The organism is Salipaludibacillus daqingensis, from assembly GCF_029891575.1.
Taxonomy (GTDB): domain Bacteria; phylum Bacillota; class Bacilli; order Bacillales; family Salisediminibacteriaceae; genus Salipaludibacillus; species Salipaludibacillus daqingensis.
Genome location: NZ_JARZHF010000005.1, coordinates 44,253 through 58,167 on the forward strand (window position 1 = coordinate 44,253; position 13,915 = coordinate 58,167).

The following is a 13,915-nucleotide window of genomic DNA, read 5'->3' on the forward strand; positions in this document are numbered from 1 at the left end:
ATGAATATGAACATAAAATGAACAGATAAAATTATTTTGGAAGGTTTACATATATCTCAACATTTAACCTCTGACAGACATTCCAAAATCACGGATATCAATATCCACCTCCACGTTCACCCGAACACCAGGCCATTCTTCACGCCAATTTAGTTCTTCCCATTCTTTAAAAGACATACTATTTCGAACTTTTTTCCCTATCCCCAATGGGTCTACACTGCTTTGCTGAGTGAATGAGATTATTTCTTCTGCTTTAGTAGTGACATATTCTTCGATCAACTTTTCAATTTCTTTTTGTCCTTCTTCATCTGAAATATCTATATCTCCAATATTTTCTAAAATGGTTCCTTTCATTTCTACTTCAATATTCACATCAAAACTCTCTTCCATTTTTTCTACACTAATATCTCTTTCTGTGGAAATAGACGTAAATGACACGAGTTCATTTTTCCCAGTTTCAGGATTTGGTAATGACATATTTAAATCTCCTTGATCAACGTCTTTTTCTAAAAAAAAATAAATAAGCGAATCATCTAACTCTAATTTTGTTTTATATACATCGTTCTTTAAAAAAGCAAGGCCATTAACAGCCACACCTTCTTCCTCTAACTTAATCATTGGTAATGTAGGATCTTTGCCATCATCTTTTAAATCCCTTAAAAATTGATACACTTTTATTTCTGGAATGACATTAAAACGTGCTTCTTTTTCAAGAAGTTCGTCTAAGTAAATGGTCGTTCTAGGGTGCTCATCAAACTCCCTTTCCATCAGTGGGTTTACTTCTCCTTCTACGATCGCTAGTTTAGCTCTAGCTGGAATTTGTGGATCCCGTTCTAACACATCTAATAAAGGTCTCAATCCATTTTCTACCACTTTTTTACTGTATAACAACAGTCGTAATTGGCCTGACACTATATTTCTTTCCGTTGTTCTAGCATTTAACTGAATCCCTTCTTTATTTAATCTTGCTGTTGTGACTCTTGAGATTTTCGGTTTTTCTCGATCAGGTTCGACTAATGGGGCAGACGTTGTTAAACGATACATAACTTCTTCCCCATCATCCTCTAAATCTTCACCTGCAATAATGTCATAACCTTTTGTTTGGATAAAGGCTAGGTCTTCAATGACTTTTTCGTCAGCGCCACACCCCGATATCAGCATTAATATGAAAAACATAACTATGTAAGGACTTAGCTTAATCATGGTCCTTCACCTCGTTCGTTTGATTTTTGGACCGTTTCATAATCAATAGGAGAAAAATTGGTAAGACAATCGATATACCAAAGGCTAATTTAGAAAATATATTGACTACTGTTTCTATCTCTCTAGCCGTTTCCATCATGAAACCTAATAAAAAATTTCCTGTAACTATGATAAAAATAAGCAGACTTTCATTTATATTTATAAAAATTTGCTGTAAAACTTCTTTTGCCGCCCAATAATAAGCCGTCACAGTCACAACTACTTTCATTAGAAAAAAACTGAAAATTAAGTTGTCAATTCGTTCTAAAAAAGGTACCTTAACATAATCAAGCATTTGAATAACAGGATATTCGATATCTAAAAGCTGCTGAAAGCTGAAAAAACCAAATGCAATAAAGGTCACAAAAGTATATACTACCGTTGTAAATAAATGACCCAAAGTGATCGCTTTTGTAATGTTAATATCCTTTTGTATGTAGGAAGAAAATATAATAAATAGTTCAAAACCTAGAAAAGCTTTTAACACTTCAAAGGACCCATTAATAAAGTTTGTGTCACCAGCAAAAATAAACGGCGTTAATTGATCAAACTGAAAATCTTTTAAAACAACAAAAGAACTAAAAAGGGTCCAAATCGTTAGAAAGAAAAAAACAGTTGTTCCTTTCACAAATCCTTCGAACCCACTAACTAATATAAAAAAAGCGATTACTGCTAATATACCTTTAAAGATATATTGAGGAGTATTAGGAAAAGACATCATTTGAATAATTTGAAAATAATTAGCACCAACACTGCAACCTAAAACCGCCCACGTCCCTGCTAAAAATATATAAATTGGATATCTAAGAACTTTTGGCATGACCTTGTCTATCCTATCTAATGGAGAAGTACGTTTCATTTTTTTGCAAACGTGTCCAAGTAATATTATCTGCCCTAAGAGAACGATTGAAATGACCGGGATAGCTAACCATCCGTTATAACCGAAGTTTTCTGCCATTAGACGAGGAAGAACAAAAAATGTTATGCCAGACTGCAACATGTAAGTTAAAATCGTGAAGTCTATCGTTGAAAAGTTCGTTTTTGTATTCATTCTCCTCGCCCCTTACTCTTTGACTTTTGTGCGAATCTTATTTTTCACATCGGCTTGGTTCGGTCTTTCTGTCATCGCCCAATAAGGGGCTCTAAGAAATACGTCTTTGAAGTCTTTAAGAATTAAAGGCGTAATTGGGGTTAAATATGGTTTATTTATTGAGGTAAGAGTAGCTAAGTGAAACGCCACCACTGTTATTCCGATTACGATACCGATGTTTCCCAGTATCCCAGCTAAAATAATAAAACCAAACCGGATAAGTCGAATAGATCCACTCATGATATAACTGGGGATGACAAACGAAGCAATGGCAGATGTTGCTACAGCGATAATTAATATATCACTTGTAAATCCCGCTGCAACAGCTGCTTGTCCGATGACAATCCCACCTACAATACCAATCGTTTGACCAACTTTTGTTGGTAGTCTTGCCCCCGCTTCCCTTAATAATTCAATCGTAAATTCCATAAGGAGTGCCTCGATAATCGGTGGAAACGGGACAGCCTTTCGAGACTCTGCTAAAGGGATCAGCAATTGGTCAGGAATTATTTCATAATGAAAAGTTGTGGCGGATACATAGAGAGCAGTAAATAAAATCGTAATAATAAACGAAACAAAACGGAGCAAACGAATACTAGACCCAATAACCCAACGATTATAATAGTCGTCCGGCGATTGGAAAAATTCTACAAATGAGCTCGGTGCTGAAATCACAGCCGGACTGCTATCAACAGCCAAAATTAATTTTCCAGCTAACAATTTAGAACATGCCACATCAGGTCGTTCCGTTGTTTGAAATTGTGGAAACACAGAGTTAGGTGAATCTTCCAGGATTTGTACAAAAGTATTCGCCTCAAATACACCATCTGTTTCAATATTTTCAACTCTTCTTTTCATCTCTTCAATGATTTGGTCATTCGCAATGTCTTTTATATAAAGAAAATATACTTCCGATTTCGACACTTCACCAACTACCATTTTTTCACACTTCAAATGAGAACTTCGGACACGTTTACGAATTAAGGACACATTTTTCCCTGCTGATTCTACAAAGCCGTCATGAGGACCTGTAATAACCGTTTCCGTTTCTGATTCCTCTATAGACCTCCCTTCTGGCCCATACATTTCAATCAAATAACCTTTCCCTTCAAGAAAAAACCCAACAGACCCTGCAACAATCCCTAAAATCATATCTTTGTTAGTCGTCACTTCTTCAAAATGCTCTTGTGCCAAATATTCTCTTAATTGGTGATTATCCATTTTTGTAATAGAACGAATGACATCTCGTTCGAACTCTTCCGTGTTTAACAAGCTTGCAAAAAATAGAGCAAATCCATCATTTGATGTAAATGTTCGTTTATTAAAGTCCGCACAATTATCAAAGTTATTTAGCACATGGTGAAATGATAAGGATTCACTGTCTTGAGATTTCTTCTCTTTTTGTTCTTTATCCTCTTCCTTTGTCTTCTTTTTGTTCCTCCAAAAATCAAAGATACTCATAGCACATTCCACCAATACGAAATGAATTTTCACTAAAATTTCTTTGTATTATAATGCTAAATAAATGTAATCCTAAATTCCGTTTCAATACATGAAATGTTTTATTCGCAAAGACGATAGAATGAATCGTTTATAATAATAAGCAGTCGAAATGAACGACAAACCTAATGTAACCCACGGCTTAACTAGAAAGAGTTGGCAAAAAGTGTACATTTGCACATACAACAATGTTGACCATCTCATTTTCCAATTATGGTAAAAAGAGATGGCATGCCATTTATGCCCAAAGAATTCAATGATGGAAGAACCAACAGTCCATTTGATCACGTACGTGAATTTTTTTAATAATGATTGAGGTCTGTTTGCTAAAAACAGTAAAATTAATAAGGGCATAATGATAAAGAGATGATAATATGTCAACGTTTTACGATTCATTTGTTTAGAGTTAAATTCCCAAGGTAATGGATGCATTTTATGAGATATCACATAAAAAAGCCCGTTAAACATCACGACATAAAGGATTCCAGGAGCTGTTCCCCTTATTTGCTGCCATGTTTTAAATCGAATATTTAATATCAATAGTGCTAGACCAGACATTAAATGCATACACAAACCTGCTTTCTAATAGATATTTTCTGCTTCATTTTTATGCTGTTGTTTACTAATTTTTCTAACAACAGCAATGATAATTCGCGTGAATGATGATTTAAACACAACAAAAATAAATGTATGGTACCATTTCCATTTATCTCCCCATTGAATTAAACGTGTTTTTCTTTCAGCAACTGTTTCTATAGCGGTTAAAGGGATAACAATTAGAAAAAGCTTAATAAAAGCTTTTAATGGACTGTCCTTGATCGTTATTTGATTGTAAATGATCGTGAAAGTAGGATAAAGAATGTAATCAAATACGATATGAAATTTAAAATATTTTGGTAATAATCTGTTTGGGTACTTTAGGAGATTATTCCGGACAAGGATTTGATCTATAAATCCATTACTTAATCCATCTAAAAAAAATACGAACAGCCAGTCTTTAATTGGGGGTTTTCTAAGCAAAAAAGGAACCATTCCTAGAGCAAAAACCATCATAGTTCGAAGGAGATTTTTTTCTGTTTTCTTACTTAACAAATGCCTCACTCCATTCCATAAATTAGCGAAATGTCTTTTTGTTATTGTCCACGCTACAACTGGAATTTATGAAATGCAGATTTAACCAATTAATTTGAATACAATTTATCGATACGTTTTATGTGGATTAATATTATGATTTAAAGATTAATTAGTAAATATAGGCGAGTTTTTAATCCTTTTAAAGTGGACATATTAAAAACAGGTGAATAACACTAATACTGTAATTGTAAGAATGCATGATGAGGCGGGGATTTTTATGACTAAAATAATCGGAATCTTTATTTTTTACTTTGTTGCTATGTCATCTCTAATCGTATATTTAGATTTATTAGTGGGTATCCCTTTGAATACAAGCATACCTCATATTTTAAACCCCTTTGCAGTAACGGATAAAGGAGAACGAGCTTTTCTCTTTATCTTTTTGATAGCCGCTCTTTTGGTCCCCCTTAAACATTACTTCAAACATTTAGTTTCAATATTTAGTAGCAACTAATATTTTTAAGAATGACTTTTAATCGTAAACTTTTTTTTAATAAGCGTAATCATTAATAATGCTGTAGGGATATAAAACTGAAAAGGTAAATGCAAATAGTTTGGTACTATTTTTAATCCAATTTCTATGTGTTCAGAAAAATTCTCAGCTATAGAAATAGAACTAACTAAGACAATGATACTCATTGGCATTATTAATTTTTGATATTGATTGACTTTAAACAAAGTAGTAGCACCATAAACCCCTGCAAAAAAAAATATTGCAATTTTAAAGAACATTCCAACAATTAATGAGATAACGGCTAATGCATCTAACCTTTCCAAAAAATCTCCTACTCGAATTTTACTTATGGCTGAGAGCAAAGGATAAGAAGAACGCTCTACGATATCAATACCGAGTACAGCAATATTCATCATCGTAGCAAATGCAATTAGTACACCACTAAAAACCAATCCAATAAGTCCTACTTTTAGCGTATATTTTTGATTATGTAAATAAGGAAACACCATTGTAAATACAATAATTTCACCAAATGGAAATGTTAATAAAGTCGGAACGGCGCCTTTTATTACCGGTGTCCATCCTTCTCCTAAAATTGGAAGTAAATTGTCGGTTTCTACTTCACCCGAAATAAAAAAAAGCGTATTAACAATAACACCGATAAACATTAATAAAAGAAAGTAAAACTCCCCTGTTCTCGCTAACACTTCTATTCCAAGGTAAATAACATACGCGATGGACAGTGTCATCAACAAATTAATGATAAACAATGGAGTTTGAGGGAAAATTGCCGTAACTAAAAGATCTCCAAAATCTCTTAACACTCTTGTAGCAATATATAGAAAATAAAGGCTGTATAAAAATCCAACGAACCATCCTAAGTGTTTCCCCAATATTTTTGGTAGGTATTCTATTAATGATAATTCAGGGAATTGTTTATATAAATGATAGTAAATAATAAATACAAACAATCCACCAATTAATCCAAGCATGATTGACATCCATGCATCTTGTTTAGCTTCTACTCCAGGTGCCACAACAATCGCACTGCCTAATTGGAAAAGGACAATTAAAACAAACAGTTGAAAAGGAGTGATTTTTATATTTTCCACAGAGCTCCCCCCCTTTATAACGATTACGACCATGGTTAATTTTTTTCACTACTATTCAAATGTATTTTTATGATTTATATTTTTACTATGTTTCCCTACATGTGCTTGTTATTCATTCGTTTTATTTTGATATGAATTGTTCCTCATTCCTGATCGGCGAATGTATGAGGAAACATGAACATTCACTTCTAGTTTTGCAAACATTTCAGGCCATTTTTTTTCGTTCTCTTTCCAATATTTAGGGTTCTGTCGATGTAATACCTCCCCAAATCCAAAAATATCCGTCTCACTTTCTTGTGCTTTAGTAATTACTTTTTCTACTATCTTTTTGATATTTTCTTCAAGTAATTTTTCTAATTCTTGAATTTCTTTGTGTTTTGTAATATCTTTTGAGCAATTGATTTCATCTAAAATCCCTTCTTGACCTATAGAAACATCAATGACTGGATTTCCATTGTTAATCTTTGATCGAATGTCTGAATTTGCTTTTTTCGTTTCAATCGCAATTGCATCTTTTTTTCCATCGCATTCAACATTATTAATCGCTCCTTCTATCTGTCCTAAAACCCACAATGCTCCTTTAACTTCTTCATCCTCTAGCCATCCAATTAATTTTTCATCTTTAAATATTCCCATTCCATTTATTTCTAATAGCGCGTCAGGTACTGATTGCTGTATTGTTTCTTTTTTAATAGCTGATTTATTATCACCCTGTATTTTTACACCACTTAAAAGCAATTCTTTTCCACCACTAGATAAATCACGAACAACATCATCAACGTCCATGACCATGTTTTCGCCTAGTCGTTTCTCTATTACCTCAATCTGATCCGTTAGTTTCGTTGCAGAAATCCTTTGAATTGGAGTTTGAACCATTAAGACCTCTCTAGCATCTGCCTCTCTCGCGATCATAACGTTTGCATTCGTCCGTGCTTGTGAATCTCTTTCAAACCAATCGATAACACGATCAAGACCTTTCGTCTCTGCAAATTTCTCGTTTATTATAATTAAAGTCATGTGAGGAAAATATACTTGCCTCGGCAGCGTTTCTAATACATTTCTCATCGCTTCAGCTAATGTATTACCTGTCGAAGTATAAACAAGTGTCGTTGTAGCGTCTCTTCCTGCACCTTCTTGACCTATCGCCACCTCGCTAGAATTAGCGACTTGAAGGGAGACAAGTAATTCCCCCTCCTCTGTTTCATCAATTCCAACAGCCGATACTATCGTCAAGTCTGTTAATTCTTTTGCATTCCAACAACTTGTTAACAATAAAGGTATGATTAATAATATATGTAAGTCCATCCTTTTAGACATTACCTAATCTCCTTTTTTAATGGGGATGCTTTAAATTCTCTTTGGATAAAAACAATTCATTGCTTACTTATTAAATATTTTTTTCGGGAGACGAAACAATCCGTCTTTATGATTTTCAGGGATAAATGGCGCAAAAGGGGCTAAATAAGGCGCTCCAAATGACCGTAAACTGGCTAAATGTGCTACAAGGGCAATGAGCCCAATTGTAATCCCATATAACCCCATCGTTGCGGCTAATATCATCATCGCAAACCTAAGAATTCTTCCTGCAATTGCTAGGTTATAAGCAGGTGTTGTGAAACTGGCAATTGCTGTTCCTGCTACAACAATAACCATTGCTGCAGAAACAATCCCTGCCTGCACTGCCGCCTGTCCTATCACGAGTGCGCCAACAATTGACACCGCCTGTCCAATTGCACGTGGCATTCGGACTCCTGCTTCTCTTAATATTTCAAAAGTAGTTTCCATAATTAATGCTTCAATAAATGCAGGAAATGGGATACCTTCTCGTTGGGCTGCTAAACTGATGACCAACCTCGTTGGAATTAAATCTTGATGAAACGTAATTAGCGCAATATAAAGGGATGGACCCAATACAGCTATCGTAAAACTAATATATCTTAATATTCGGATTAGTGTTGAGATGTCATATCGTTGATAATAATCCTCAGCTGATTTGAAGAATTGGGAGAAAGTGACCGGAACTATAAGGACAAAAGGTGAACCATCTACAATGATAACTATCTTTCCTTCTGTAAGAGAATTAGCTGCAGTATCAGGGCGTTCCGTATTATAAACTGTTGGAAAAATTGTTAATGTTTTGTCTTGAATGAATTCTTCTATAGTAGCCGAATTTAATAAATGTTCCACATCAATTTTATTTATTCTTCTCCTAACTTCTTGCACTAATTTAGCATTCGTGATGCCGTTCATATATATAATCGCCACATCTGTCTGACTAGAATTCCCAAGTTGAAACATTTCAAATTGCATCTTAGGACTTTTAATACGCCTTCTAATCAACGCCATATTTGTGAACACAGATTCAATAAAAGCATCTTTTGCACCCCGAATAGCTACTTCAGCTTTTGGTTCTTCAACAGATCTCCATTCTCCACCCTCTGTTGAACCTATGAAAGCCTGATTGATTCCATCCACGAATAAAATCGTATTTCCTGATAACAAATGATGAATTATTTTGTCCCAATCTGTTTCCATTTTCACTTCACTAACGGTTAATAATTGTTTTTCTATTAAATGTTCTAACGTTGTATTCGAAAATTCCTTTGCCTCTTCCAAATCAAACGAATCATTTAGCAACGATTTAAGCATAAAATCACTGACTTGTTCATTATCTACTAAGCCATTGATAAAAAAAGCGACACCTTTTATTAATGGCTTAGTATTTATGATTATTTCTCGCTCAATTAAATCACTTGTTCCACCCATGGTATTATTCATTTTTTCCACGTGAGCTTCTATGCTAGATTTTTGCTGAGCTCCCGATTCGTCTTTTGATTCACTAAAGGTATCAACATCTGCTCCTTTTTTTCTTTTAATAAGAGATTTCAACGGTATCGCTCTTTTAAATTGGGTCGTTTTCATCCCTTCCTCCTTCATTGCACCTTTTCATTTCCTGACATTATTTTCTCTCTATATTAAATTATTATACGAGTGTTTATTCTTCTCGTACTTTCTGTCACTGAACAATTGCTAAATGAACCATTGTATGAGTAAAAAATTTAATAAACTACTCCATTGTAAAAAAGAATTCTTTCCTTTTTGATAAATCATTGGTAGGTTTAACTATAGATTAAGCATTCATGAAGTTGAGAAAGATCATTTCGATTACTAATAAAAGCATGAATAAATAGAGATTAATCGGGAAAAGACATAGTATAAGCTTAATAATCTAATATCAAAAAAAGAGGGTAAAACATGAGTACAGAACATTTTAAGACTTTTCAACTAAGTGGAAACATTGAACGCGCACTAACAGATTTAAATTATCATACACCAACGGAAGTTCAGCAAAAGGTTATTCCATTAGCACTTGAAGAAAAGGACCTTGTTGTTAAATCACAAACTGGAAGTGGAAAAACAGCCTCTTTCGGTATCCCTATTTGTGAATTAGTAGATTGGGAGGAAAATAAGCCACAAGCGTTAATCCTTACACCTACTCGAGAGTTAGCGACACAAGTTAAAGATGATATAACAAACATCGGTAGATTCAAACGGATCAAAGCAGCAGCAGTTTATGGAAAATCTCCGTTTAAGTTGCAAAAATTAGAATTAAAACAAAAAACACATGTTGTTGTAGGGACGCCTGGAAGAGTACTGGATCACATTGAAAAAGGAACACTAGCGTTAGACCATATTAAATACTTCATCATAGATGAAGCCGATGAGATGTTTAACATGGGGTTTATCGATCAAGTGGAAGCAATTATCCGGGAATTGCCGATCAATAGGGTTACGTCTATTTTTTCTGCAACGATTCCAAATGATGTTCAGAATCTTCGTCAAAAGTATTTAAATGAGCCGATCGAAATTGAAGTAGTGGGGACAGGCGTAACGACGAGCAATATTGAACATTCCCTTGTGGAAGTAACCGAGGATCACAAATTATCCATACTGAAAGACATGACAATTGTTGAAAATCCTGATAGCTGTTTGATTTTTTGTGGGACACAAGAAAAAGTGGATTACGTATACAATGAATTATCAAAAGAGAATTATACTTGTGAAAAAATTCATGGCGGTCTTGATCAAGACGACCGTTTCTCTGTGATGAATGATTTCAAACGTGGAAAATTTCGTTACTTAGTTGCGACAAATGTGGCAGCAAGAGGTATTGACATTGATAGCATTTCACTTGTCATCAACTATGACTTTCCATTAGAAAGAGAAAGCTATGTTCATCGTACCGGCAGAACCGGACGCGCTGGTAAAACAGGAAAAGCGATCACATTCGTGACAAGATACGAGTCGAAATTCATTTCTGATATTGAGCGATATGTTGGATTTACTATTCCTGTAGTGGAACCTCCGACTTATACAGAAGTGAAACGACAAAAAGCAGCGTTTGATGAAAAAATGAATGCACATGTTGTGTTGAAAAAAGAAAAAAGCGCCGTATTAAATAAAAATATCATGAAACTATACTTTAATGGCGGCAAGAAAAAAAAGCTAAGACCTGTTGATTTTGTTGGTACGATTACGAACATTCCCGATATCACTGCCGATGATATTGGTATTATTACAATCAAAGAAAACGTCACTTATATCGACATACTAAACGGCAAAGGTTCGATTGTTTTGCAAGAAATGAAAGAAAAAACCGTCAAAGGTAAACAATTAAAGGTGCATATTGCTAAGAAATAATTTCAGCAATATCTAAATTAAATCATCAAAAACGCCATCAAGTAGAGGAAACTTCCCCTAGAAGATGGCGTTTTTCTTATCGCTTATTGGATTAAATATAGATAAAACTTATATTTTTACTGGTAATCCTGTTCTAGAAGACTCTAACGCCGCAAACGTTACTTTGTGTGTTTCATACGCATCAAAATAATCTGAAAGAATGTCCGATGTATCTCCAGTTCTAACAGCTTTAATAAAAGCTTCACTTTCTTTCACATAAGGGTTATCCGAATTTAATGTTTCATTTGTTTTACCTTGAGCATCTGAAATACTTAAATGGTCAGGTTCCCAATCTACCATTCCTTGATCCGTATAAATACTCATTCCAACTTTTGAAATCCCTTTGGGCAATATGCAAGTGTTTGATAATGAAACAACGATGCCACTTTTTAATGTTAACGTTACTGAACCAACATCCGCTACCGTCACCCTATCAAATTTATTATCTGTCAACCGATTTCCATATGATGCGTAAACGTCCTCTACTTCTCCTGCTACAAACCTAAGTAAATCGACAATATGGGTCGTTTGTTCAATGAATTGTCCCCCAGATCCTTCTTGCTTTCGCCACCAAGCAACTTCTGGCATATCCCCCATCCAATGTCCTGTCACCAATCCTATTTGGGTGTTTTCTACAAATTCTATTAAATTCTTAACAGATTGTTTGTAACGAAAGTGGTAACCGACCGATGTAATCAACGAAGTCTCTTTTAAATCTGCTAAAATAGAGTCAACAATTGTTGGATCTGCTCCAAGAGGTTTTTCTACAAAAAACGGAATTTGTCTATGGATCAGTTCTTTTTCTATATCTCCATGAGACATAGGTGGAACACAAATGTACACAGCATCTAAATTTTCAAAATCGAGCATCTTGTTAAAATCAGCGTACCCATTGGCTTCTTTGAAACCTTTAGCTAATTCTATTGCTTTTTCTTTCGTTGTTCCACATATGCCACGAATCGTCACATCTTTCATATTACCTAAAATATCTGCATGCATTTTACTAAAAGATCCCGTTCCTATTAATCCAATTTTTATTGACATCGTTTTTCCTCCCATTTATTTATGCTGAGGTTTATGGAGTGCTTTGATTGATGTTCATAAGTTTACGTGTTTTTCCAGAGGTTCGTATACTTCTTAAGATATTTTAGTTCTTGTACGGTTTCGAGTACCTCCATTGCTTGTGCTTTCAACTGGCTGTCTTTTGTATGATCATACAGATATCTAAGTCCTTGCATAAAAATCATATCTGATCAAAAAGATCCTCCTTTAATAAGGATCAGACTTCATATGGCAATCTACTTTATCTCCCAAAATTTCTATTATCTTTTTCTAAGATTCGTTTGAAAAATATCTATCTCCCTAGGTTAAATTATCAAAACATCCCCCTCAATCACATGCTACAAACTTATTGAAGTTATTCCTTATCCTAAGAATACCATTTTTGAAGTAATATAATTGGGAATACGTATGATGTCTTAATAAAATTGACCTATACTAGAAAAAATTATTGATATATCACTAAATAAATTATGTTATGGAGGACTCATCATGGAAAAGTTAAAAAATATCTTTGATCATCATTTTATTAGCATGTTAGGGCAAAGCCTTTCCAAGCATAGTAAATCGACGTTTGATATCGACCATTTTGAAAATATTGTATTTCAGAAAGATTGGAATCAACTAGAATTTAAGCAACGCGTTCGGCGCATTTCAACAGCAATGTATGAAACACTACCTAAAGAGTATGAAGACGCATTAAAGGTTTTACATGAGGTGGCCCCTCATTTTGAAGGATTAGCGGGGATTATTTTCCCCGATTATGTTGAACTTTACGGACGAAACGATTGGGATCTATCTATGAAAGCATTAGAAGAGTTTACAAAGTTCTCTACTTCAGAATTTGCCATTCGTCCATTTCTATTAATGGATGAAAAAAAGGTGCTAGAGCAAGTTTTTATATGGATGAAAAGTCAAAATGAACATGTCCGACGATTTGCGAGCGAAGGCTGTCGGCCTAAACTACCATGGGGACAATCGGTACCTTCATTCAAAAAGAATCCGTTCCCTTTGATTCCTATGTTGGAAAATCTCATAGAAGATGAATCAATTTATGTAAGAAAAAGCGTCGCCAACCATTTAAATGACATCTCAAAAACACACCCACACATCATCATCGATCTTATTAAAAAATGGCTAGGAAAAAATGAGCGAACGGATTGGATCTTAAGACATGCCTCACGAACGTTGTTGAAACAAGGGAATAAAGACGTTCTACAATTATTTGGTTATGAAACAAGTGAATTCATTCATGTAGATGAATTAAACCTTTCAACAAAATCTATTACTATTGGTGATCAACTCCACTTTTGTTTTACCATAACCACTGATTCAACAACGAAAATAAGACTGGAATATGCCATTGATTATGTTAAAAAGAACGGAAAACGTAATAAAAAAACTTTTAAAATTAGTGAATCCACAATTAATCAAGGTCACTCAAAAAAATATGATAAACGACAATCCTTTAAAAACATGACAACTCGAACACATTACCCAGGTTTGCATACGTTATCTATTATCGTTAATGGTGCAGTGAAAAATAGCATCAATTTTAACTTAAGAAAATAGAGGTGGTGCAAA

The 13,915-nt window shown here is 34.3% G+C and carries 12 protein-coding genes; 3 read left to right on the forward strand and 9 right to left on the reverse strand.

Annotated features, from left to right (window positions below; all coding sequences use genetic code 11):
* Positions 1 to 63 precede the first annotated feature (63 nt).
* The 5 genes from QDN89_RS10905 to QDN89_RS10925 form a co-directional block, all read right to left on the reverse strand.
* Complete coding sequence (locus QDN89_RS10905; RefSeq protein WP_280770165.1) at positions 64 to 1,203, reverse strand: Ger(x)C family spore germination protein; 1,140 nt, start codon at positions 1,201 to 1,203, stop codon at positions 64 to 66.
* Positions 1,196 to 2,293 carry a GerAB/ArcD/ProY family transporter gene (locus QDN89_RS10910; protein WP_280770166.1) on the reverse strand — a complete coding sequence of 366 codons (1,098 nt, stop codon included), beginning with the start codon at positions 2,291 to 2,293 and terminating at the stop codon, positions 1,196 to 1,198. Before QDN89_RS10910 ends, QDN89_RS10905 begins: the two co-directional genes overlap by 8 nt.
* Positions 2,294 to 2,305: 12 nt before the next feature.
* Positions 2,306 to 3,793, reverse strand: a complete 1,488-nt coding sequence (locus tag QDN89_RS10915) for a spore germination protein (RefSeq protein WP_280770167.1) — start codon at positions 3,791 to 3,793, stop codon at positions 2,306 to 2,308.
* A gap of 84 nt (positions 3,794 to 3,877) precedes the next feature.
* Positions 3,878 to 4,399, reverse strand: a complete 522-nt coding sequence (locus QDN89_RS10920; RefSeq protein ID WP_280770168.1) for a hypothetical protein — start codon at positions 4,397 to 4,399, stop codon at positions 3,878 to 3,880.
* A 15-nt stretch (positions 4,400 to 4,414) separates the two neighbouring features.
* Complete coding sequence (locus QDN89_RS10925) at positions 4,415 to 4,924, reverse strand: CBO0543 family protein (RefSeq protein WP_280770169.1); 510 nt, start codon at positions 4,922 to 4,924, stop codon at positions 4,415 to 4,417.
* Between the two features lie 259 nt (positions 4,925 to 5,183).
* Here QDN89_RS10925 and QDN89_RS22050 point away from each other — a divergent pair, with 259 nt between their 5' ends.
* Positions 5,184 to 5,420: a YczF family membrane protein gene (locus tag QDN89_RS22050; protein ID WP_483414567.1), complete on the forward strand. Its 237-nt coding sequence runs from the start codon at positions 5,184 to 5,186 to the stop codon at positions 5,418 to 5,420.
* A gap of 5 nt (positions 5,421 to 5,425) precedes the next feature.
* Here QDN89_RS22050 and QDN89_RS10930 read toward each other — a convergent pair whose 3' ends face one another.
* From QDN89_RS10930 to QDN89_RS10940, 3 genes are all read right to left on the reverse strand, one after another.
* Complete coding sequence (locus QDN89_RS10930) at positions 5,426 to 6,532, reverse strand: GerAB/ArcD/ProY family transporter (RefSeq protein WP_280770170.1); 1,107 nt, start codon at positions 6,530 to 6,532, stop codon at positions 5,426 to 5,428.
* A 108-nt stretch (positions 6,533 to 6,640) separates the two neighbouring features.
* The gene (locus QDN89_RS10935; RefSeq protein ID WP_280770171.1) at positions 6,641 to 7,849 is read right to left on the reverse strand and encodes a Ger(x)C family spore germination protein; all 1,209 of its coding nucleotides are present in this window, start codon (positions 7,847 to 7,849) and stop codon (positions 6,641 to 6,643) included.
* 63 nt (positions 7,850 to 7,912) lie between these two features.
* Positions 7,913 to 9,454 carry a spore germination protein gene (locus QDN89_RS10940; protein WP_280770172.1) on the reverse strand — a complete coding sequence of 514 codons (1,542 nt, stop codon included), beginning with the start codon at positions 9,452 to 9,454 and terminating at the stop codon, positions 7,913 to 7,915.
* A 333-nt stretch (positions 9,455 to 9,787) separates the two neighbouring features.
* Here QDN89_RS10940 and QDN89_RS10945 point away from each other — a divergent pair, with 333 nt between their 5' ends.
* A complete protein-coding gene (locus QDN89_RS10945; RefSeq protein WP_280770173.1) occupies positions 9,788 to 11,233 on the forward strand; it encodes a DEAD/DEAH box helicase in 1,446 nt (481 codons plus the stop codon).
* 108 nt (positions 11,234 to 11,341) lie between these two features.
* Here the strand turns inward: QDN89_RS10945 and QDN89_RS10950 are convergent, their stop codons facing one another.
* The gene (locus QDN89_RS10950) at positions 11,342 to 12,316 is read right to left on the reverse strand and encodes a Gfo/Idh/MocA family protein (RefSeq protein ID WP_280770174.1); all 975 of its coding nucleotides are present in this window, start codon (positions 12,314 to 12,316) and stop codon (positions 11,342 to 11,344) included.
* Positions 12,317 to 12,823: 507 nt separating this feature from the next.
* Between QDN89_RS10950 and QDN89_RS10955 the strand changes: the two genes are divergently transcribed.
* On the forward strand, positions 12,824 to 13,903 hold the full coding sequence (locus QDN89_RS10955) for a DNA alkylation repair protein (RefSeq protein ID WP_280770175.1): 1,080 nt from the start codon (positions 12,824 to 12,826) through the stop codon (positions 13,901 to 13,903).
* The last annotated feature ends 12 nt before the right edge of the window (positions 13,904 to 13,915 follow it).

Excerpts from the sequence above, each read along its gene's own strand:
- QDN89_RS10905 (WP_280770165.1), bottom strand. The coding sequence starts at position 1,203 with ATGATTAAGCTAAGTCCTTACATAGTTATGTTTTTCATATTAATGCTG.
- QDN89_RS10935 (WP_280770171.1), bottom strand. The coding sequence starts at position 7,849 with ATGTCTAAAAGGATGGACTTACATATATTATTAATCATACCTTTATTG.
- QDN89_RS10955 (WP_280770175.1), top strand. The coding sequence starts at position 12,824 with ATGGAAAAGTTAAAAAATATCTTTGATCATCATTTTATTAGCATGTTA.
- QDN89_RS10920 (WP_280770168.1), bottom strand. The coding sequence starts at position 4,399 with ATGCATTTAATGTCTGGTCTAGCACTATTGATATTAAATATTCGATTT.
- QDN89_RS10940 (WP_280770172.1), bottom strand. The coding sequence starts at position 9,454 with ATGAAAACGACCCAATTTAAAAGAGCGATACCGTTGAAATCTCTTATT.
- QDN89_RS10910 (WP_280770166.1), bottom strand. The coding sequence starts at position 2,293 with ATGAATACAAAAACGAACTTTTCAACGATAGACTTCACGATTTTAACT.
- QDN89_RS10915 (WP_280770167.1), bottom strand. The coding sequence starts at position 3,793 with ATGAGTATCTTTGATTTTTGGAGGAACAAAAAGAAGACAAAGGAAGAG.
- QDN89_RS22050 (WP_483414567.1), top strand. The coding sequence starts at position 5,184 with ATGACTAAAATAATCGGAATCTTTATTTTTTACTTTGTTGCTATGTCA.
- QDN89_RS10950 (WP_280770174.1), bottom strand. The coding sequence starts at position 12,316 with ATGTCAATAAAAATTGGATTAATAGGAACGGGATCTTTTAGTAAAATG.
- QDN89_RS10945 (WP_280770173.1), top strand. The coding sequence starts at position 9,788 with ATGAGTACAGAACATTTTAAGACTTTTCAACTAAGTGGAAACATTGAA.